The organism is Kitasatospora sp. NPDC088160 (assembly GCF_044741445.1).
Lineage (GTDB): Bacteria > Actinomycetota > Actinomycetes > Streptomycetales > Streptomycetaceae > Kitasatospora.
This window is the reverse complement of record NZ_JBIUSS010000012.1, coordinates 1-21,275: the sequence shown is the minus strand read 5'-3', so window position 1 is coordinate 21,275 and position 21,275 is coordinate 1. Positions and strand designations below refer to the sequence as shown.

At 73.0% G+C, this 21,275-nt stretch carries 14 protein-coding genes; 7 read left to right on the top strand and 7 right to left on the bottom strand.

What is annotated here, in order from left to right; translation table 11 throughout:
• Positions 1 to 31: 31 nt before the first annotated feature.
• From ACIOGZ_RS19860 to ACIOGZ_RS19845, 4 genes are all read right to left on the bottom strand, one after another.
• Positions 32 to 1,222, bottom strand: coding sequence for an acyl-CoA dehydrogenase family protein (locus ACIOGZ_RS19860; RefSeq protein WP_063349303.1), 1,191 nt, complete (start codon positions 1,220 to 1,222; stop codon positions 32 to 34).
• A gap of 172 nt (positions 1,223 to 1,394) precedes the next feature.
• Positions 1,395 to 2,381 (bottom strand): hydroxymethylglutaryl-CoA lyase, encoded by a 987-nt coding sequence (locus ACIOGZ_RS19855; RefSeq protein ID WP_400986596.1) that lies wholly within the window; start codon positions 2,379 to 2,381, stop codon positions 1,395 to 1,397.
• Positions 2,378 to 4,687, bottom strand: coding sequence for an acetyl/propionyl/methylcrotonyl-CoA carboxylase subunit alpha (locus ACIOGZ_RS19850; RefSeq protein ID WP_400986594.1), 2,310 nt, complete (start codon positions 4,685 to 4,687; stop codon positions 2,378 to 2,380). The genes ACIOGZ_RS19855 and ACIOGZ_RS19850 overlap by 4 nt, the downstream gene beginning before the upstream one ends.
• 188 nt (positions 4,688 to 4,875) lie before the next feature.
• Positions 4,876 to 6,588, bottom strand: a complete 1,713-nt coding sequence (locus ACIOGZ_RS19845) for a carboxyl transferase domain-containing protein (protein ID WP_363583550.1) — start codon at positions 6,586 to 6,588, stop codon at positions 4,876 to 4,878.
• A 132-nt stretch (positions 6,589 to 6,720) separates the two neighbouring features.
• Between ACIOGZ_RS19845 and ACIOGZ_RS19840 the strand changes: the two genes are divergently transcribed.
• Both ACIOGZ_RS19840 and ACIOGZ_RS19835 read left to right on the top strand, forming a co-directional pair.
• Positions 6,721 to 7,362, top strand: coding sequence for a TetR/AcrR family transcriptional regulator (locus tag ACIOGZ_RS19840; protein WP_363583548.1), 642 nt, complete (start codon positions 6,721 to 6,723; stop codon positions 7,360 to 7,362).
• A 362-nt stretch (positions 7,363 to 7,724) separates the two neighbouring features.
• A complete protein-coding gene (locus ACIOGZ_RS19835; RefSeq protein WP_400811809.1) occupies positions 7,725 to 11,813 on the top strand; it encodes an ABC transporter transmembrane domain-containing protein in 4,089 nt (1,362 codons plus the stop codon).
• A gap of 56 nt (positions 11,814 to 11,869) precedes the next feature.
• Here the strand turns inward: ACIOGZ_RS19835 and ACIOGZ_RS19830 are convergent, their stop codons facing one another.
• On the bottom strand, positions 11,870 to 12,835 hold the full coding sequence (locus tag ACIOGZ_RS19830; RefSeq protein WP_400986592.1) for an ATP-grasp domain-containing protein: 966 nt from the start codon (positions 12,833 to 12,835) through the stop codon (positions 11,870 to 11,872).
• A 95-nt stretch (positions 12,836 to 12,930) separates the two neighbouring features.
• Here ACIOGZ_RS19830 and ACIOGZ_RS19825 point away from each other — a divergent pair, with 95 nt between their 5' ends.
• Positions 12,931 to 13,464 carry an NUDIX domain-containing protein gene (locus ACIOGZ_RS19825; RefSeq protein WP_363583542.1) on the top strand — a complete coding sequence of 178 codons (534 nt, stop codon included), beginning with the start codon at positions 12,931 to 12,933 and terminating at the stop codon, positions 13,462 to 13,464.
• Positions 13,465 to 13,610: 146 nt separating this feature from the next.
• Here the strand turns inward: ACIOGZ_RS19825 and ACIOGZ_RS19820 are convergent, their stop codons facing one another.
• Both ACIOGZ_RS19820 and ACIOGZ_RS19815 read right to left on the bottom strand, forming a co-directional pair.
• The gene (locus tag ACIOGZ_RS19820) at positions 13,611 to 14,789 is read right to left on the bottom strand and encodes a hypothetical protein (RefSeq protein ID WP_400811814.1); all 1,179 of its coding nucleotides are present in this window, start codon (positions 14,787 to 14,789) and stop codon (positions 13,611 to 13,613) included.
• Between the two features lie 118 nt (positions 14,790 to 14,907).
• The gene (locus ACIOGZ_RS19815) at positions 14,908 to 16,023 is read right to left on the bottom strand and encodes an iron-siderophore ABC transporter substrate-binding protein (protein ID WP_363628187.1); all 1,116 of its coding nucleotides are present in this window, start codon (positions 16,021 to 16,023) and stop codon (positions 14,908 to 14,910) included.
• Positions 16,024 to 16,345: 322 nt separating this feature from the next.
• On the opposite strand from ACIOGZ_RS19815, the gene ACIOGZ_RS19810 reads away from it, so the two are divergent.
• The 4 genes from ACIOGZ_RS19810 to ACIOGZ_RS19795 all read left to right on the top strand — a co-directional run bounded on the left by ACIOGZ_RS19810 (position 16,346) and on the right by ACIOGZ_RS19795 (position 21,034).
• The gene (locus tag ACIOGZ_RS19810; RefSeq protein ID WP_363583536.1) at positions 16,346 to 17,917 is read left to right on the top strand and encodes an APC family permease; all 1,572 of its coding nucleotides are present in this window, start codon (positions 16,346 to 16,348) and stop codon (positions 17,915 to 17,917) included.
• A 237-nt stretch (positions 17,918 to 18,154) separates the two neighbouring features.
• A complete protein-coding gene (trpS, locus tag ACIOGZ_RS19805) occupies positions 18,155 to 19,210 on the top strand; it encodes a tryptophan--tRNA ligase (protein WP_400811818.1) in 1,056 nt (351 codons plus the stop codon).
• Positions 19,211 to 19,371: 161 nt separating this feature from the next.
• Positions 19,372 to 20,328 (top strand): LD-carboxypeptidase, encoded by a 957-nt coding sequence (locus ACIOGZ_RS19800; protein ID WP_363628189.1) that lies wholly within the window; start codon positions 19,372 to 19,374, stop codon positions 20,326 to 20,328.
• Between the two features lie 31 nt (positions 20,329 to 20,359).
• Entirely contained in the window at positions 20,360 to 21,034 is a 675-nt protein-coding gene (locus ACIOGZ_RS19795) for a nucleoside/nucleotide kinase family protein (protein WP_363628191.1), read from the top strand.
• Positions 21,035 to 21,275: the final 241 nt, after the last annotated feature.

Sequence of the window (21,275 nt, the reverse complement as noted above, 5' to 3'; positions counted from 1 at the left end):
AGGAGCGGGTAGTTGCTCCGGTGGGGCCGGATCAGAACCCGGCGCCGATCTCCCGGGCGATGAGCATGCGCTGAACCTCCGATGTGCCCTCCCCGATTTCCAGGATCTTGCAGTCGCGCCAGAAGCGGGCGACCGGGAACTCGTTCATGAAGCCGTACCCGCCGTGGATCTGGGTCGCCTCGCGGGCGTTGTCGACGGCGGCCTCGGACGAGTACAGCTTCGCGATCGCGGCCTCCTTCTTGAACGGTTCGCCGTGCAGCAGCCGGGAGGCGGCGTCCCGCCAGGCCAGGCGAGAGGTGTGGGCGCGCAGCTCCATGTCGGCGAGCTTGAACTGGATGGCCTGGTTGGCGCCGATCGGCCGACCGAAGGCCCGGCGTGTGCCGGCGTACTTGACGGACTCGTCGACGCATCCCTGGGCCAGGCCGGTGGCCAGGGCCGCGATCGCGATGCGGCCCTCGTCGAGGATCCGCAGGAACTGGGCGTAGCCTCGGCCACGCTCGCCCAGCAGGTTGGCCGCGGGAACGCGGCAGTCGGTAAAGGACAGTTCGCGGGTGTCGGATGCGTTCCACCCGACCTTCGAGTACTTCTTCGATACCTGGAACCCCGGGGTCCCGGTGGGCACGATAATGGAAGAGATTTCGCGCGTTGGCGAGCGGAATTCGCCTTCTTCACTCGAACGAGCGATCGGTTCCGTGAGTGCGGTGACGGTGACCAGACCGGTGATGTCCGTGCCGGAGTTGGTGATGAAGCACTTGGTGCCGTTGATGACCCACTCGTCGGTGGTCTCGTCGTACCGCGCGGTCGTGCGGGTCGCGCCGGCGTCCGAGCCGCCCTCGGGCTCGGTCAGACCGAAGGCGCCGAGGAGTTCGCCGGAGGTCAGCCGGGGCAGCCACTCGCGCTTCTGCTCCTCCGTCCCGAACCGGTGGATCGGCATCGCGCCGAGCGAGACGGCCGCCTCCAGGGTGATCGCCACCGAGGAGTCGACCCGGGCGAGTTCCTCCAGGGCGATGCCCAGCGCGAAGTAGTCGCCGCCCATGCCGCCGTACTCCTCCGGGAAGGGCAGGCCGAACAGGCCCATGCGCCCCATCTCGCGGACGATCTCGTAGGGGAACTCCTCCCGCTCGTAGAACCCGCCGATCTTCGGCGCCACCACGTCCTGGGCGAACTCGGCGACGGTGCGTCGCAGTTCCTCGTACTCGCTGCTGAGCCGGTGGTCGAACACGGTGATCCTCCTGGAGCCCGGCCGGGGTGGCCGCGGGCGTGAGCGGGACGACCGGCGCCCGTCTGACGGTGTGACGGTCGCACGGTGTGGTTGGGCGATGAACGTGGTGCCCGGTGCCGGCCGCGGCCGGGATTCCGCGCGGCCGGCACCGGGGAGCGGTGGTGGGGCGGGGTCAGCCCCGGGCGGCGCCGAGCAGCGCCTGGACGGTGCGGGACGGGCTCGGACGGCCGAGCCGCTCGGCCATCCACCCGCTGGTGGCGACCAGCGCGCGCAGGTCGACCCCGGTCCGGATGCCGAGCCCGTGCAGCATCCACACCAGGTCCTCGGTGGCCAGGTTGCCGGTGGCGCTCTTCGCGTACGGGCAGCCGCCGAGGCCGCCCGCCGACGCGTCCACCGTGGTGACCCCCTCGCGCAGGGCCGCCAGGGTGTTGCTGAGTGCCTGGCCGTAGGTGTCGTGGAAGTGCACGGCGAGCCGGTCGGCCGGCACCCCGGCCCGCGCGAAGCCGGCCAGCAGGGCGCCGACCTGCCCGGGGGTGGCCACGCCGATGGTGTCGCCGAGGCTCAGCTCCGAGCAGCCCATCTCCAGCAGCCGCACGCCGTACGCGACCACCTGGGAGACCGGGACCGGACCCTCCCAGGGGTCTCCGAAGCACATCGAGAGGTAGCCGCGGACCGCCAGCCCGGCCTCGGTCGCCCGCGCCACGACCGGGCGGAACATGGCCATCGCCTCGTCCGCCGAGCGGTTGAGGTTGCGGCGGGCGAAGGTCTCGGTGGCGCTGGCGAACACCGCGACGTCGGTGGCGTGGTGGGCGAGCGCCCGGTCGAGGCCGCGTTCGTTGGGCACCAGTACCGGCAGCCGAAGGCCGGGGTGGCGCTCCGGCAGGTCGGTGAGCCGGGGCATCAGCTCCTCGGCGTCGGCCAGCTGAGGGACCCATTTCGGGTGGACGAAGCTGGTGGCCTCGACGGTGCGCAGCCCGGCGGCCGCGAGCCGGGCGATGAACTCCGCCTTGACCTCCACGGGCACCAGGGAGCCCTCGTTCTGCAGCCCGTCGCGCGGTCCGACCTCGTGGATCCGGACCTCCTCGGGCAGGCCGGGGGCGCGGACGGGGTCGGGCAGGCCCAGGTCCAGCGCGTCGGGCTCGCGGGCGGGTGCGGTCATGACCGCACCCCGGCGGTCGCGGGGGCGCCCTGCTCGTCGGCGCCGTCCCCGGCCGGGGCGACCACGACCAGCAGTTCCTCCATCGCGACGGTGGCGCCGGCGGTGGCCCGCAGCTCGGCCACGACACCGTCGTGCGGGGCGGCGATCACGTGTTCCATCTTCATGGCCTCCAGCACGAGCAGGGGCTGGCCCTTGCGGACCGTCTCGCCCGTCGTGGTCTTGACGACGGTGACGGTCCCGGGCATCGGGGCGGTCAGGGCGCCGTGGTGGGCGGCGGTTCCGGCGGCGCGCTCGCCCACCGGGTCGTGGGCGTGCAGCGACCAGGCGTCGCCCTCGACGCCGAGCCAGGTCACCGGGCCGGCGGCGAGGCCGGGAGCGGCGTCGGTGGCCAGCGCGAACGTGGTCTGCAGACCGTCGACGGTCAGGTGCAGCCGGTCGGCGGTCCGGGTCGCGCGGGCACGGTGGACGGGCCCGGCGCCGAGCCGGAGCTCGACCTCGCGGGTGAGCTCGGCGGGATTGTCAGTGGCATCGGCTACGTTGCCCGCAGTGATCGAACGGATGCGCACCGAAACCGGATCCTGGCCGGGGGTACGGAGTCGGTGGGTGGTCCAGGCGGGGGTGCCGCTCAGGCGCCAGCCGGAGGGAAGGGAGAAGGGGTCGGTCCAGCCGCCGGGGTCGGCGGCCGGGGTGAGGTCCAGGTGCCGCGCCAGCGCGGCCGCGTAGTAGAGGAGGTGGGCAGGTGGTGGCGTCTCGGCCGTCAGCGGGTCGGCAGTTGTGGCATCGGCCTCGTGCGTGCCATCGGCCTCGTTGGCCTTGTCGGCCTCGCCAGTCTCGTTCGCGTCGCTCGGCGCGTTCGCCGGGGAGTACGGCGAGGCGAGCAGGGCGGGCTGCTGTTGGGCCGTCTGTTCCACCAGGCCGGTGTCCAGTCGGCCGGCTACGACCTCGGGGTGTGCGAGCAGCCGTCGCAGGAAGCCGGTGTTGGTGGTGACGCCGAGGATGCGGGTGTCGGCCAGTGCGGCGCGGAGCCGGCGCAGCGCGGTCGGGCGGTCGGGCCCGTACGCGATGACCTTGGCGAGCATCGGGTCGTAGGCGCTGGTGACGACGGATCCGGGGGCGACTCCGGAGTCGACGCGCACGCCCTCGCCCTGGGGCTCGTCCAGGACGAGGATGCGGCCGCCGGTGGGCAGGAAGTCCCGTTCCGGGTCCTCGGCGCAGATCCGGGCCTCGATGGCGTGGCCCAGGAAGGAGATGTCGGACTGATCGAAGGAGAGCCGTTCGCCCGAGGCGATCCGCAGCTGCCACTCGACCAGGTCGAGTCGGGCTGAATCGTCGCCGACGGCGACGGCGAGTTCGGTGACGGGGTGTTCGACCTGGAGGCGGGTGTTCATCTCCATGAAGAAGAAGTCCCGTACCCCCTCGGTGGAGGCGGTGGCGGAGGAGTCCGGGTCGATGCCGGGAACGATGAATTCCACGGTGCCGGCCCCGGTGTAGCCGCAGGACTCCGCGGCGCGGACGGCCGCGGCGCCCATCGCGGCGCGGGTCTCGGCATTGAGCAGAACGGAGGGGGCTTCTTCGATCAGTTTCTGATGGCGGCGCTGGAGGCTGCATTCGCGCTCGCCGAGGTGGACGGTGGTGCCGTGGGCGTCGGCGAGCACCTGCACCTCGATGTGGCGCGGCCGGTCGACCCAGCGTTCCAGCAGCAGGGTGTCGTCGCCGAAGGCGGTCCGGGCGACGCGGCGGGCGGCGGCGATCTCGGTGGGCAGGTCGGCGCGGTCCCGCACGAGGCGCATACCCTTGCCGCCGCCTCCGGCGGACGGCTTGAGCAGGACGGGGTAGCCGATCTCCTCGGCGGCGGCGAGGAGTTCCCCGTCGGTGGGCGCGGTGGCCTGGCTGCCGGGGACCACCGGAACGCCGGCGGTTCGGACGGCTTCCTTGGCGTTGATCTTGTCACCCATCAGCTCGACCGCACCGGGAGGAGGTCCGATGAAGACGAGGCCGGCGTCGGCGCAGGCGCGGGCGAAGCCGGCGTTCTCGGCGAGGAAGCCGTAACCGGGGTGCACGGCCTGGGCCCCGGTGCGGCGGGCGGCGGCGAGGATCTGGTCGGTGCGCAGGTAGGTCTCGGCCGCCGAGCTGTCGCTGCGGTCGGCGGGGCCGAGCCGGACGGCGATGTCGGCCTCGCGGACGTGCGGCGCGTCGGCGTCGGCGTCGCTGAACACGGCGACCGAGCGCACGCCGAGCCGCCGCAGGGTGCGGATCACCCGGAGGGCGATCTCGCCGCGGTTGGCGACCAGAACTGTGTCGAACATGGGAGGCGTTCCTCCGGGTCGAGGGGAGCCGTACGAAGGAGGTGGCGGCGGAGTGGCGGCGGGGAGGGGAGGGCGCCGGCCCGGGCGGTGCGCCGGCGCCGCGGGAGTCACGCCCGCAGGAGCGGGGTCACACCGACAGGAGAGGAGAGGTCGCGTGGGAGGGGCGGGTCACACCCGCCGGGGCGGGGTCACATCCGGAAGACCCCGTACGGGCCGGGCGGCGGAAGCGGGGCGTTGGCGCAGGCGGTGAGGGCGAGGCCGACGACGGTGCGGGTGTCCATCGGGTCGATCACGCCGTCATCCCAGAGGCGGGCGGTGGCGTAGTAGGCGTTGCCCTGGCGCTCGTACTGCTCGCGGACGGGGCGCTTGAACTCCTCCTCCGCCTCGGCCGGCCACTGCTCGCCGTGGGCCTCCAGTTGGTCGCGGCGGACGGTGGCGAGGACGGACGCCGCCTGCTCGCCGCCCATCACGGAGATCTTCGAGCCCGGCCACATCCACAGGAAGCGAGGTGAATAGGCCCGGCCGCACATCGAGTAGTTGCCGGCTCCGTACGAGCCGCCGATCACCACGGTCAGCTTCGGGACGCGGGTGCTGGCGACGGCGTTGACCATCTTGGCGCCGTGCTTGGCGATGCCGCCCGCCTCGTACTGCCGGCCGACCATGAACCCGGTGATGTTCTGTAGGAAGAGGAGGGGGATGCCGCGCTGGTCGCACAACTCGATGAAGTGGGCGCCCTTGAGGGCCGACTCGGAGAACAGCACGCCGTTGTTGGCGACGATGCCGACGGGGTGGCCGTGGATCCGGGCGAATCCGGTGACCAGGGTCGCGCCGTACTCGGCCTTGAACTCGGCGAACCGGCTGCCGTCGACCAGCCGGGCGATCACCTCGCGCACGTCGTAGGGCGTGCGCGGGTCGACCGGGACGGCCCCGTACAGGCCGACCGGGTCCACGGCCGGCGGCTCGACCGGGGTGAGCGGCCACGGCCTGGCCGAGCGCGGGCCGAGCCCGGCCACGATCGTGCGGACGATGGAGAGGGCGTGGGCGTCGTCCTCGGCCAGGTGGTCCGTCACCCCCGAGGTGCGGGAGTGCAGGTCACCACCGCCCAGTTCCTCGGCGGTGACCACCTCTCCGGTGGCGGCCTTCACCAGCGGCGGCCCGCCCAGGAAGATAGTGCCCTGGTTGCGGACGATCACGGCCTGGTCGCTCATCGCCGGGACGTACGCCCCGCCGGCGGTGCAGGAGCCGAGCACGGCGGCGATCTGCGGGATGCCCGCGGCGGAGAGCCTGGCCTGGTTGTAGAAGATCCGGCCGAAGTGGTCGCGGTCCGGGAAGACCTCGTCCTGCATGGGGAGGAAGGCGCCGCCGGAGTCCACCAGGTAGACACAGGGCAGCCGGTTCTCCAGCGCGACCTCCTGGGCGCGCAGGTGCTTCTTCACGGTCATCGGGTAGTAGGTGCCGCCCTTGACGGTGGCGTCGTTGGCGACCACCACCACCTCGCGTCCGGCGACCCGGCCGATGCCCGCGATCACCCCGGCCGCGGGCGCCGCCCCGTCGTACATCCCGTCGGCGGCCAGCGGGGCCAGTTCCAGGAAGGGCGAGGCCGGGTCGAGCAGGGTGTCCACCCGGTCGCGGGGGAGCAGCTTGCCGCGCGCCGTGTGCCGGGCGCGGGCCCTGGCGCCGCCGCCGAGGGCCGCCGCGTCGAGCTTCTCGCGCAGCTCGGCGACGAGGGCCCGGTGTGCCTCGGTGTTGGCCCGGTAGGTGGTGGAGCCCGGGTCGACCGCGGTGCCGAGCCGGGGCGCGGGAGCAGCGGCTCCCGGCGGTACGGCACCCGGCGCCGCCGTGGTGCCGGCCGCTGCGCTGCCATGGACGCCGGTGGGTACACCGGCGGTTGAGATGACCATTCCCAAGAGCTCCCTTGCCCTCGGCACCAGGTGGGCGGCCGAATGCGGTGCGCCCGTGGACCCCACGTTAATTAACGTTAACTTACGCGCCCAGGTTAACGGCCGATAACCCCACTGTCTACGATGGGCAGCATGCCGAACGTCCCCGCAGCCTCCGCGCTCCCACGCCGCGACCAGATCCGTCGGGAGGCCGCGCGACTCTTCGCGGCCCGGGGTTTCCTCGGGGTGGGTGTGGACGAGATCGGCAAGGCCGTCGGCATCAGCGGCCCCGGGCTCTACCGCCACTTCGCCGGAAAGGACGCGATGCTCGCCGATCTGCTGATCGGCATCAGCGAGCGCCTGCTGGAGGAGGGGCGGCGCCGGGCGGGCGGCGGTGACGGTCCGGCCGCCGCGCTGGACGCGCTGATCGGCGGCCACGTCGACTTCGCCCTCGACGACCGCGACCTGATCACCCTCCACGACCGCGAGCTGCTGAACCTCAAGGAGGAGGACCGCCGCACCGTCCGCCGGCTCCAGCGCGGCTACGTCGAGCTGTGGGTGGACGTGGTCCGGCAGGCCTATCCGCAGCTGACGGGCCCCGCCGCCGAACCGGTGGCCAGGGCCGCCGTCCACGCCGTCTTCGGCCTGATCAACTCGACCCCGCACAGCCTCGGCCCGGGCCCCGCCCAGGACGAGCGCTCCGGCCTCCAGCGCGACGGCATGGCCGTCCTGCTGCACGCCCTCGCCCACGGCGCCTTCGCGGCGGCGGCGGAGTCGGTGTCCGCGCAGGCCTGAGCCCTGCGCCCCCGGAGGGCCTGCCCGGCGGTCCGGGCCCAAGGGTCGGCGGTCCGGCTCCGGGGCCGGAGGCGTACGGCCACCGGAGGTCTAGGACCAAAGGATGGCGCCCGCCCGCCCCTGGCCGCTGGGCCTTCGGCGGGTCGTCCGCGACCCTGGAGTCAGGCGACCCTGGAGGCGGGCGGGGTCGGCGGGCCGTGTGTGCGTTCGGCCGGGACGCGTTCGGCCGGGAATCACCGCAGGCCGCAGGCTGTTGGCCAGTCCGCCGGACCGGACGATGTGGGCCGCCCGGTCCGCTCCGGCCCCATCCGGGCCGGAAACGCCATGGCGGCCACCCGACGAAATGGTTAGCATCCCTAAATATGCCTGAGACTCACGGATCCACGGTGGAGCAATCCCCGAGCGGCTCACCGGACCCCGGCGCGAGCCCGCAGCTGGACGGCGACCACCCGCAGCCGGACGGCGACCACCCGCAGGCCGTCGGCTGGCTGCGCCGCCTGGTCGGCTACTGCTGGCGGTCCCGCCGCAGCGTGCTGCTCGCCTTCGGCGCCTCGCTCGTCGGCATGGCCGTCACCTCGCTGGTGCCGCTGGTCACCAAGGTGATCATCGACGACGTCATCACCGCGCACACCCGCTCGCTGGTCCCCTGGGCGGTGGTGCTGCTGCTCGCCGCCGTCGTCGTCTTCGGTTGCACCCAGGTCCGCCGCTACTACGGCGGTCAGCTCGCCCTGGACGTCCAGCACGACATGCGCAGCGACCTGTTCCGCTCGCTCGGCCGGCTCGACGGCCACCGCCAGGACCGGCTGGACACCGGCCAGGTGGTCGGGCGCGCGACCTCCGACCTCCAGCTGATCAACGGCCTGCTCTCGATGCTGCCGATGATGACCGGTTACCTGGTGATGTTCGTCATGTCGCTGGCCGTGATGGTCTGGCTCTCCCCGCCGCTCACCTTGATAGCCCTGGTGATGGCCCCCGCGCTGTGGTGGATCACCGTCCTCAGCCGCAAGCGCCTCTTCCCCGCCACCTGGGCCGCCCAGCAGGAGGCGGCCGCGGTCGCGGGCGTGGTGGACGGCGCGATCGGCGGCGTCCGGGTGGTCAAGGGCTTCGGTCAGGAGGCGCAGGAGCTGGACAAGCTGGAGCGGGCCTCCCGTCACCTGTTCGCCGCCCGGCTCCGGTCGATCCGGCTCAACGCCCGCTACAACCCGGCGATGCAGGCCATCCCGGCGCTCGCGCAGGTCGCGGTGCTGGCCTTCGGCGGCTGGCTGGCCGTCGACGGCCAGGTGTCGCTCGGGACCTTCGTCGCCTTCTCCACCTACGTCGCGCAGATGACCGGGCCGGTGCGGATGCTCACCATGGTCATCACGGTCGGCCAGCAGGCCCGGGCCGGTGTGGAGCGCGTCCTCCAGCTGATCGACGAGCGCCCGCTGGTCCAGGAGCGCCCGGACGCGCTCACCCTGGACCTCACCGGGGACGGCACCCGCGAAGGCGCCGCCACCGGCGTCCGCGAAGGCAGCGCCGCAGGCCCCCGCGCCACCGCAGACACCCGCGCCACCACAGGCCCCCGAACCTCTGATGTCGCCCTGGAGTTCGACCAGGTCGAGTTCCGCTACGACCCCGAGCACCCCGCCCCCGTCCTGCACGGCCTCAGCCTGAAGCTGGCCCCCGGCGAGACCCTCGCCCTGGTCGGGGCTTCCGGCTCCGGCAAGTCGACGGTGGCGCAGCTGGTGCCGCGCTTCTACGACCCGGCGGCCGGCGCCGTCCGCCTCTACGGCCACGACCTGCGCGACCTCACCCTCGACTCGGTCCGGTCGGCGGTCGGCATCGTCCCCGAGGAGAGCTTCCTGTTCTCCGAGTCGGTCCGCACCAACATCGCCTACGGCCGTCCGGACGCCACGGACGAGCAGGTGGTGGCGGCCGCGCGGGCCGCCCAGGCCGACGAGTTCGTCCGCGCGCTGCCCGACGGCTACGAGACCAAGGTCGGCGAGCAGGGCCTGACCCTCTCCGGAGGCCAGCGCCAGCGGATCGCGCTGGCCCGGGCGATCCTCACCGACCCCCGGATCCTGCTGCTGGACGATGCCACCTCGGCAGTGGACCCGCAGGTCGAGGCGGAGATCCACGACGCGCTGCGCTCGGTGATGACCGGCCGCACCACGCTGCTGATCGCCCACCGCCGTTCGACCCTGCAGCTCGCCGACCGGATAGCCGTCCTGGATCACGGCCGGCTGCTGGACATCGGCACGCACGAGGAACTCGACGCCCGATGTCCCCAGTACCGGGCTCTGATCACCGACCCCGAGGCCGGCCGCACACCCCGGTCGTCCGAGGCCCCGCAGACCGTCGAGCAGACCTCCGCGCGGACCGTCGAGCAGGCCTCTCCGCAGACCCCCGAGCAGCCTGCTGGGCAGCAGGCCCCCGAGCAGCAGGCCCCCGAGCAGCCGGCCGCTGAGCAGACCGAGGCGTGGTCCACCCCCGAGCCTGTCCACGAACCGACCCCCACGCCGGCCTCGCCCCCCACCCCGGAACCCGTCGCCACGCAGACCCCCGCCCCGGCCACCCCCGACCTCCCCACCCCCGCCCTGGTCAAGGCGGCCCGCACCGCCGACCCTGACCTGCTGGCCAAGGTCGCGGCCCTCCCGCCGGCCGCCGACTCCCCGGCGGTCCCGCGCGCCGAGGCCGAGGCCGGTGACCCGGACTTCACCCTCCGCCGCCTGCTGCGCCCCTTCCGCGTCCCGCTCGCCTTGGCCCTGCTGCTCGTCGCGCTCGACGCGGCCTCCGGCCTGGTGCTGCCGGTGCTGATCCGGCACGGCATCGACCAGGGAGTCAGCAAGGCCCTGATGTCCGGGGTCGCCGTGGCCGCGCTCGCCGCGCTGGTGGTGGTGCTGCTGGACTGGTTGGTGCAGAGCGCCGAGAACCGGGTCAGCGGCCGGACCGGTGAGCGGGTGCTCTACCTGCTCCGCCTCAAGATCTTCGCCCACCTCAACCGGCTCGGCCTGGACTACTACGAGCGCGAGCTGTCCGGTCGGATCATGACCCGGATGACCACCGACCTGGACTCGCTGACGTCCTTCCTGCAGACCGGCGTGGTCACCGCCGTGGTCAGCCTGCTGACCTTCGGCGGGATCTTCGCCGCGCTGCTGATCATCGACGCCGGCCTGGCCCTGGTGGTCTTCGCGGTGCTGCCCCTGCTGGTGATCGCGACGCTGGTGTTCCGTCGGAAGTCCAGGGATCAGTACGAGTTGTCCCGGGACCTCATCAGCACCGTCAACGCCGACCTCCAGGAGAACGTGGCGGGCATGCGGATCGTCCAGGCCTTCCGCCGCTTGGACACCAACACGGACCGCTTCGTCGCCCGGGGCGTCGCCTATCGCGAGGCCCGGGTGCGCGCGCAGCTGTACATCTCGCTGTACTTCCCGTTCGTCCAGTTCCTCTCCAGCGTGGCCGCCGCGCTGGTGCTGATCGTGGGCGCGGCCCGGGTCGACGCCGGGACGCTGACGGTCGGCGCGCTGGTCGCGTACCTGCTGTACATCGATCTGTTCTTCGCACCGGTCAATCAGCTGTCCCAGGTGTTCGACGGCTACCAGCAGGCTTCGGTGGGTCTCGGCCGGATCCGGGAGCTGCTGCGCACCCCGACCGCCACGGCCGAGGCGGCCGACCCCGTGCCGGTGCCCGAGGGGCTGCGCGGCGAGATCTCCTTCGAGGGCGTCGGCTTCGCCTACAACGGTGGTGCGGACGGCGCCCCGAGGGTGCTGACCGGTGTGGACCTGCACATTCCGGCCGGGCAGACGGTGGCGCTGGTGGGCGAGACCGGCGCCGGCAAGTCGACGCTGGTGAAGCTGGTCGCCCGGTTCTACGACGCGACGGAGGGCACCGTGCGGGTGGACGGGGTCGACCTCACCCGCTTCGACCTGGCGCAGTACCGCCACCGGCTGGGCGTGGTGCCGCAGGAGGCGTACCTGTTCGCGGGCACGGTGCGCGAGGCGATCGCGTACGGCCGGCCCGACGCCTCGCCGGCCGAGGTGGAGGCGGCGGCCCGGGCGGTCGGCGCGCACGACATGATCGTCCGGCTGTCCGGCGGCTACGACCACGAGGTCGCGGGTCGCGGCCGCAACCTCTCGGCCGGCCAGCGGCAGTTGATCGCGCTGGCCCGGGCCGAGCTGGTCGATCCGGACGTCCTGCTGCTCGACGAGGCGACCGCGGCGCTCGACCTGGCCACCGAGGCGGCGGTCAACCAGGCCGCGGACCGCCTCAGCGGCGGCCGCACCACGCTGGTCATCGCCCACCGGCTGACCACCGCCGAGCGCGCAGACCGGGTCGTCGTGCTGGACCACGGCCGGGTGGTCGAGGACGGCACGCACACCGAGCTGCTCGCCCGGGGCGGCACGTACGCCCGGCTCTGGCAGGCGTTCATCGCGGACGGCCACCCGGCGGTCGAGGCCGTCGCCGCCGGGTAGCCGACTGCCCGCGATCAGTCTGGCGGACCGTCGCCGGCGGCCTGTCAGGCTGATCGTCAGGCGGCGATCAGCGAGGCCAGCAGGCCGGTGGCGTCGATCCCGCGCGGCAGGTCGCTGACCTGTCCGTCGCCGACCTCGACCACGCGCCAGCCGGAGCCGTCGGCCCGGCTGGCGAGGTCGGTGGTGACGAAGCGGCAGCCGAGCATCCGGACCAGGGGGTGGACGCCGGTGAGGTCGGGTTCGACATCGTGGTGAGGCGCGTCGGGGTGCGGTCCTACCAGGACGGGTTCGCCGTCCAGCCACCACACCCGCGCCTCCACGGCCCGCCCGCTCCCACGGCCCGACCCTCCATCCGGCCCTCTGCCCGATCCTTCGCCCGAGTCGTCACCCGAGCTGCCGCCCGGCCCGTCGGCCAGCGGCTCGAACTCCTCGTACCGCCGCAGCACCACCCCGCCGGTCAGGAACTCGCCCTGGAGCTCGACGAACCGCGCCACCACGCGTCCGACGCTCGCCAGATCGGCCAACTCGGGTACGTAGCAGGCCTCGTGCCACTCGTGCTTGCGCGACTTCACGTAGTCCTTGACGATCGCCGGCCCGCTCCCGCCGAGCCGGGCCGCGGCGGCCGCCAGCTCTTCCGGCCCGGGCACCGCGGCAGCGGCGGCGGGGATCCACGTGCTGGGCGGGGTCGCCCCCTCGAACACGCCGTACCAGCCCGGCAGTTCGTGTGCCGTCGCGTAGCCGGCCGGGCTGGTCAGCAGGGCGCAGCCGCGCGCGGCGAGCGCGGCGGCGAAGCCGGCGTAGCGGGCGGACGGAAGCATCCAGCCCCGGTACCAGAGCGGACCCCGGTCCTGCGGCACCCGTCGGACCGCCTGCTCGGCGTGCCCGGTGAGCAGCGCGTCGTGGTCGACCAGGTGGTGCTCGCCGCCCAACTCCCGCAGCAGCCTGGCCTCCCAGGCGAAGTGCGGGTCGGGCCGGCGCGGGTTGAGCGGGTCGGCGGGGAAGAGGATCGCGGGTACGGGCATGGCCGTCAGGGTAAGGCCCGGGCGGGGCGGCGTCGGCGGCTTTCGGCGCGTCAAACCCGCTCGACGGCCCGGCCGGGTGCTGGGAGAGTGATCCGATGCGAAATCTGCTGAGACTCCGTAGGCGTGTCCCCCGGCAGGCGGCTCGCACGGTGGTCCTGGACGAGGACGGCTCGGTCTTCCTGCTCCGTTCGGACAACGACGAGGTCGGCGTCCACTGGACCATGCCGGGCGGCGGGCTGGAGCCCGGCGAGACCCCGTGGACCGGCGCCCGGCGCGAACTCTGGGAGGAGACGGGCTGGAGCGACCTCGAACCGGGCCCGCTGCTCTGCACCTGGGAACACGACTTCACCTGGCACGGCACCCCGGTCCGTCAGCACGAGCACATCTACCTCACGGGCGGACCGCACCGCGGTCCGGTCGGTGATGTCAGCGCGGTGCATGCCGAGGACCGGATCCTCGACTGGCGCTGGTGGACCCCGGCCGACCTGGCGGACGAGAACGCCGACGCGCTCTGGCCGCCCCGGCTGCCGGAGTTGCTGACCGCCGTCCGCGAGGGCTGGGCCGTCGACGGGCGCCCCCCGGTACCCGTCGACCTCGGCTTCATCCCGAACGCCCCGGCCAGCCGCTGACGGCCGCCCGCTGACCGCTCCCCGACGCGCGGCCGACCGCGATCTCCCGGCTGCCGTCCCCTGGTCGTTGCCGGCGGCCCCTGAACGCGCGCTGCTGCGACCGTTGCCGACGGGCCCTGCCCGCGCGCTGCTACGACCACACGCCCCTACGGGCGCCCGCCGCGTCGTGCCCGCCCGCCCGGGCCGGATTCCCAGCCGTGCAGGTCCAGCTCCCGGTCGTGCAGCGCGCAGGGGTTCATCAGCACGGTCAGCTGCGCGTCGGTCAGCTGCTCGAAGGCGAGCCCGGTGGCGGACAGCAGTTGCTCGGTCGGCACCGAGACGGCGATGGCGGGGCGCCAGGAGGGCAGCACGATCAGGCTGGTGCCGCGGCCGATCCGGACCGGTTCCGCCGTCACCCGGATCGGCGCCCGCTCCTCCGGGCGGCCGACGGCCTCGGGCTGGTTCGGGCTGCCGCCGATCAGGATGCCGAGCGGTGTCTCGGCCCGCGCCGCCTCGGGGCCGGCGGCCGATGGCGCTGTCACAGCCCCGGTGCCTCCGATGGGTGCACCCGAACCGGGTGCGGCTGCCGCCCGGACCTCGGCCGGGAGAGCAGCGGAGGTCGCGGCCGTCTCCCGTGCGGCCGCCCCCTGCCCGGTCGCGTCGGCCTGCGGGTGCATCCGGCGCAGTCGGCGCGAGGGCGCGGGGCGCCGGGATCCGGCGGCCCGGAGTTCCTCGCGCGCCGCGCGCAGCACGGGCACGGCCCGGTCGCCCTCGGGCGCGACGGCCGGTCGACCGAACCGGCCTGCCCCGGTCCCGGCCCGCCCGCCCACGGCCTCGGCCTCGCCGCCCGGAACGTCTTCACGGTGCTGAACGCCCGCGCCGCCCTCACGGACCCCGCTGTCCCCGTCCCCGTCCTCGTCCTCGCCGTCCTCGGCGCTCTCGCCGAGCAGCGCCCGGACCTCCGTGGCCGGTCGCCGGCACGCGGCCGCCAGGTCGGCGACCGAGCGGCCTTGGGCGCGGGCGGCCCGCAGCCGGTCGGCGAGCGCCGCCCGCAGCCGTGAGGTGGTCGGATCGTCCGCAGCCGCCTCGCCCCCCGCTGCGGGTCCGCCGTTCCCCGCGCCGTCCTCCCGTCCGCGCGGCTGCGGAACCGAGTCGTGGCGTGAGCCGCCCGCCTGGCGCGGCCCACCGGCCGTGCCGGACGGGGCGGCGCCCGGAGCGCCGGCCGGGCCGGTCTCGGCGGCCGTCGCGATGGAGCAGCGCGCAGCGTGCGGGGGCGCGGATCCGGCGCTGCCCCCGGGCGGGCCGGGCAGGGACGGGTCGGTTGCGGCGGAGTGGAGCGAGGTCATCGGCACGGGCCCTTCGGCGGACGGTCCGGATGATCCTCCCGCACCGCGCGACCAGCTCCAAGAGTCAGTTCCGGGGGTGTGCGCGAGACCACTGCCCGCCCCTACGCCCCGTGTCGACTCAAGTGCCGGGCGCGACGAAGCCCTTGAGGTCGGCGAGCACCGCGTTGGCGGCCATGACACCGAGCCCGAGGAACCAGGTCTCATCCGAAACCGGCCGGGCCTGACCGGACTTGACCGCGCCGAGGGTCTTCCAGAGCGCGCCGCCGAGCACCGCGTCCTGGTTGGTGGAGCTGGGGCTGCCGTACACGCCGTAGAAGATCCAGTCGGCGTCGGCCTTGTCGATCTGCTCCGGGCTGACCTCCACCGCGAGTTCCTTGACCTGTTCGATCTTGGGCTGCGGCAGCGGGACGTCGGTGAGGATGGTGCCGATGAAGGACAGCTCGGCGTACAGCCGGGTCCGGCCGGGCATGAAGCGCAGCGGCGTGATGGTGGGCCGCTTGTCGCCGAGCTTGGCGCCGATCGCGGTGGCGGCCGCCTGGTACGCGTCGAGCTGGGTCTTGGCCTCGGCCTCCAGGCCGAACGGGCTGGCGTTGAGCTGGAAGTTCTGCTTCCAGGGGTAGCCGGGGCGCAGCGAGAAGACGGTCGGCGCGATCTTGGAAAGCTGCGCGTACTGGTCCTGGGCGCGCAGCTGGCTGCCGAGGATCAGGTCGGGCTTGAGCGCGGCGATGGCCTCCAGGTTGAGGCTGTTGATGGTGCCGACGTTGGCCGGGTTGCCGGCCTTGTCCTTGAGGTAGGACGGCAGGGACTTGGAGCCGTCGGTGTAGACGATGCCGACCGGCTGGATGCCGAGTGCGACGACGTTGTCGAGTTCGCCGGTGTCCAGGACCACGACCCGGGTGGGCTTGGCGGGGATGACGGTCTCGCCCATGGCGTGCTTGACGGTGCGCGGGTAGACGCCGGGGGCGGCGTCGGTGCCGAAGCCCTTCATCTTCTCGATCACGGTGGCGTAGTCGTCGCCGCCCTGCTTGACCGACTTCTGGTCGGGCGATGCGCCGCCGGTGCCGGGGGTCGCGCCGCCGGAGCCGCCGTTGCCGCCCGAGCCGCCGGAGCTGCCGCAGGCGGTGAGCAGTCCGCCGAGGCCGAGGACCGCCCCGCCGGCGATCCCGGCGGAGAGGAACCTGCGGCGGGAGGGGGTGCGGGGGACGAGAACCAGGTCGTCGGGGTGGGGGGCCACGCGACGCTCCTTCGAATCGAGGTTAGGTGAGGCAAACCTATCCGAAGCGTCCGAGGGGGGACGTGGCGACCCGTCCGGGCCGGGGGTGAACCATCTCAAACCTTGACATAAGGGAGAAATTCTCTTGACCCTAATCCTTTGAAACCAAGGTACACCGCTTAACGCGCCGTTAATGCTGCACCTTGACGGCCTTCACCGAGAACGAATCGAAGCAAGTGGTTTAGATCACCAAGGGTTGGTCTACTCAACCTTCCATGCTCGCGCCTAGGGTGCGCTGGTGTTTGATCAGCAGCTCTCAGAGCACGGAAGCAGCGGCCGGGCAATGGCGCCCGGCGCTCCGCAGGGTGCCCCGGTCAGTGGCATCAGTGGTGGAGTCCCCGACCAGGGGACAGCTGGGGGAGCGGGGGACAAGGGTCTACGGGGCAACTCGGTGGGCCTGCTGGGCAGTGTGGTCCTGGGCGTTTCCACGGTCGCCCCGGTCTACTGCCTGACCGCGACACTCGGGCCGACCGTCACCGCGGTCGGCGTCCAGATGCCCGCCGTGTTCCTGGCCGGCTTCCTGCCGATGCTGCTCGTCGCGTTCGCCTACAAGGAGCTGAACAAGGACTTCCCGGACTGCGGCACGTCCTTCACCTGGACGGTCAAGGCCTTCGGCCCCCGGGTCGGCTGGATGGCCGGCTGGGGCCTGACCGTCGCGACCATCATCGTGCTGTCCAACCTGGCCGGGGTCGCGACCGAGTTCCTCTACCTGATGCTCGGCGAGATGACCGGCAGGAGCTGGGTCGCCGAACTCGACCAGAACCAGGCCGTCCACCTGCTCACCGTCGTCCTGCTGATCGCCGGCGCCACCGCGATGAGCTACCGGGGGATGACCGCCACCAAGTGGTTCCAGTACAGCCTGGTCGGCCTCCAACTCGCCGTGCTGGTGCTCTTCTCGGCCATCGCCGTCGGCAAGGCCGCCGCCGGCGACCTGCCCGACTCGATCGGTTTCTCGTTCTCCTGGCTCAACCCGCTCCAGGTCAGCTCCTTCAGCGCCTTCACCGCCGGCCTGTCACTGTCGATCTTCATGTACTGGGGCTGGGACACCTGTCTCACCATGAACGAGGAGACCCTCGGCAGCGCCAAGACCCCCGGCCGCGCCGCGATGGTCTCCATGGTCACCCTGGTCGGCTCGTACCTGCTGGTCGCGATCTCCGCCCAGATGTTCGCGGGCGTCGGCTCCACCGGCTTCGGCCTCAGCAACCCGGAGACCTCCGACAACGTCTTCGCCGCGCTCGCCCGCCCGGTCCTCGGCTCGCCGTGGAGCGTCCTGCTCTTCCTGGCCGTCGTCGCCAGCGCCGCCGCCAGCCTCCAGACCACCTTTATCCCGGTGGCCCGCACCCTGCTCGCGATGAGCGCCTACCGTGCCGTGCCGCCGCGCTTCGGCGCCGTCCACCCGCGCTTCCGCACCCCCGGGTACGCCACCGTCGCGGCCGGCATCGCCACCGCCGTCTTCTACGTCGGCATGAGCCTGATCAGCGAGAACGTCGTCCAGGACACCATCCTGGCGCTCGGCCTGATGATCTGCTTCTACTACGCGCTGACCGCGTTCGCCTGCGTCTGGTACTTCCGCCGCTCGCTGCGCACCGGCCCCCGCGACCTGTTCCTCAAGGGCATCGCCCCGCTGCTCGGCGGCGTGCTGCTGAGCGGGGTCTTCCTGCAGACCCTCACCGACGCCTGGAACCCGGACTACGGCAGCGGCGCCGTCTTCGGCATCGGCTCGGTGTTCGTCATCGGCGTCGGCATCCTGCTGCTCGGCGCCGTCCTGATGACCTGCTACGGGCTGGCCCGGCCGGAGTTCTTCCGCGGCGAGACGTTGCGCAAGGACACCCCCGCGCTGGTCGTCGAGGACTGAGAGGACCGGGAGGACCGGGAGGACCGGAGCGCCGAAAGCCGACCACGCCGCCGGGCACCGACGCTATCCTCGACCGCATGAAGCTCTACGCGGGCCAGTGCTGGTGGCCGTCCTGAGGGACGGCCACCCCACCCGCTTGACCAGGGCCGTCCGGAATGGACGGCCCTTTCGCGTTTCCCACGGAACGGGCCCCCGCCCCGGACGGCCGCCACCACCGCCGTACCGAGGAGAAACCCGATGACCACCGAGACGACCGCGACGACCCCGTCCGTGGCGACCACCGCCACCTTCACCGCCGATCCGGCCGGCCACCGCGTCCTCACCGGGGACCGCCCCACCGGACCGCTGCACCTCGGCCACTACTTCGGCACCCTGTACAACCGCGTCCAGCTCCAGAACCAGGGCGTCGAGATGTTCGTCGTGATCGCCGACTACCAGGTCATCACCGACCGGGACATCGCCGACCGGCTCGCCGAGCACACCGAGAACCTCGTTCTCGACTACCTCGCGGCCGGCCTCGACCCCGACCGCGCCACGATCTTCGCGCACAGCGCCGTCCCCGCCCTCAACCAACTGCTGCTGCCCTTCCTCAGCCTGGTCAGCGTCGCCGAACTGAACCGCAACCCCACCGTCAAGGACGAGATCGCGCACTCCCGCCAGTCCGCCGTCAACGGGCTGATGTTCACCTACCCCGCCCACCAGGCCGCCGACATCCTCTTCTGCAAGGCGAACCTCGTGCCGGTCGGCCAGGACCAGCTGCCCCACCTCGAAGTCGCCCGCACCATCGCCCGCCGCTTCAACGAGCGCTACCCGCACGCCGACGGCGGCGCCGTCTTCCCCACTCCCCGCGCACTGCTCTCCGACGCCCCGCTGCTGCTCGGCACCGACGGCGGCAAGATGAGCAAGAGCCGGGGCAACTCCGTCCCCCTCGGCGCGACCGAGGACGAGACCGCCCGGATCATCCGCGGCGCCAGGACCGATGCCGACCGTCGGATCGACTACGACCCGGCCAACCGGCCCGAGGTCTCCGGCCTCATCCTGCTCGCCGCGCTCTGCCAGGACCGCGCACCCGAGGAGATCGCCGAGGAAATCGGTGACGGCGGGGCCGCCGCGCTCAAGCGCACCGTCACCGACTCCGTCAACGAGTACCTCCGCCCCCTGCGCGCCCGCCGCGCCGAACTCGCCGCCGACCGAGGCCACCTGCGCCAGGTCCTGCGCGACGGGGCCGAACGCGCCAACGCCGTCGCCGACGCCACCCTCGACGAGGTCAGGAAGGTGATGGGGGCGATCTGAAGAACCGCCCCGCACCTCCGGCGCACCTTCGGGGCACCTTCGGCCCGAAGACGTCGGCTCGCGGACATCGGCCCGTCGACACGGGGGCATATCGTCACCGGGCGGCCTCGACCACGCCGAGGCCGCCCGTACCCGGCCTCCCCCGAAAGGCGTCCCGGCCCATGGACCAGCACCCGACCACGCCCGGCCAGGGTCTGACCCGCCCGCCACACCTGCGCCCCGGCGACCACATCGCCGTCGTCGCCCCCAGCGGCCCGATCGACTCCCAGCGGCTCACCGACGGCTGCGCGGTCCTCCGCTCCTGGGGCCTGCGGGTCACCGTCGCCCCGCACGTCCTCGACGCCCACCCCACCCTCGGCTACCTCGCCGGCACCGACGCCGACCGCGCCGCCGACCTCCAGTCCGCCTGGCTCGACCCCACCGTCGACGCCGTCATCTGCGCCCGTGGCGGCTACGGCGTCCACCGCATGGTCGACCTGCTCGACTGGGACGCCATGCGCGCCGTCCCGCCCAAGCCGTTCATCGGCTTCAGCGACGTCTCCTCCCTCCAGGAGGCCTTCGCCCAGCGGCTCGGCATCGCCACCCTCTACGGGCCGATGAGCGCGGCCGGCTCCTTCATCACCGACGGACCGACCGCCGAGCACCTGCGCCGCACCCTCTTCGAGCCCACGGCCACCACCGTGCTCACCTCACTGACCGCCACCACCCTCGTCCCCGGCCGCGCCCGGGGCGTCACCGCGGGCGGCTGCCTCCACGTCCTCGCGGCCGAGCGCGGCACGCCCGCCGCCCGGCCCTCCTACGCCGGCGGCATCCTGATCCTGGAGGACGTCCACGAGCAGCCGTACCAGCTCGATCGGCTCCTCACCCAGTTCCTGCGCTCCGGTGCGTTCGACGGGGTCGCCGGCATCGCGCTCGGCTCCTGGGACGGCTGCGGACGGCTCGACCGCGTCCGGGACGTCATGCTCGACCGCCTCGGCCCGCTCGGCATACCCGTCATCTGGGAACTCGGCTTCGGCCACTGCCCCTCCACCCTGACCGTCCCGCTCGGCGTCCCCGCCGTCCTCGACGCCGACGCCGGCACCCTCACCCTGGAGGTGCCCGCCCTCGCCGAGCGGTGAGGCCCGTGCCGGAGGTGAGTAGGGTGCGGCCATGAACGAGGACCGCCTCACCGCCCTCGCCCTCGGCTTCCTCCGGGGCCCGGGCAGCAACGCCCGCACGATCCTCGGACTTGCCGGCCCGCCCGCCGCCGGCAAGTCCACCCTGGCCCGGCACCTGGTCGCCGAGATCGAACGCGCCGAGGGCCCCGGCAGCGCCGCGTACGTCCCGCTCGACGGCTTCCACCTGTCCGCCGCCCAACTGGACCGCCTCGCCCTGACCCACCGCAAGGGCGCCCCCGCCACCTTCGACGCCCACGGCTACGTCGCCCTGCTGCGCCGCATCGCCGCCGACCGCTTCCAGGACATCTACGCCCCCGACTTCGACCGTACCCTCGACGAACCGGTCGCCGCCCGCCACGTCGTCCGCCCGCACACCCGCCTCGTCATCACCGAGGGCAACTACCTCGCCTCCACCGACGCCCCGTGGCCGGAGGCCCGCCGCCTGCTGCGTGAACTCTGGTACGTGGACACCGACGACGCCCTCCGCGAGGAGCGCCTGCTCCGCCGCCACCGCGACGGCGGCCGCGACGAGGCCACCGCCCGCCACTGGGTGACCGGCAACGACCACCCCAACGGCGAGTACGTGAAAGCCGGCCGCGCACTCTGCACCCGGACCGTCGCCGGCAGCGGCTTGCCCGCGACGCCGACCAGGGGTAGTGTTCTCTAGTCGCTCGGCAGGGAGCACCGGACACGCATCGGCGCGGACGGTCCCGGGGCGGCCAATCCTTTTGAAACACCATTTCCTGGTTCGGGCTGGGTCGCGTCTTGTCGCGGCTTGGTTCTTATTCGGTGTGTTCGTTTTATTGGATTGCAGTCGATTCGCTTTTCGGAGCGGGGATCGGCTAGAGTTTGAAACGTCGGACGGGGCGTCAAGCCGCAGAAGACACCAGCGAGTTGGATGAACGAAG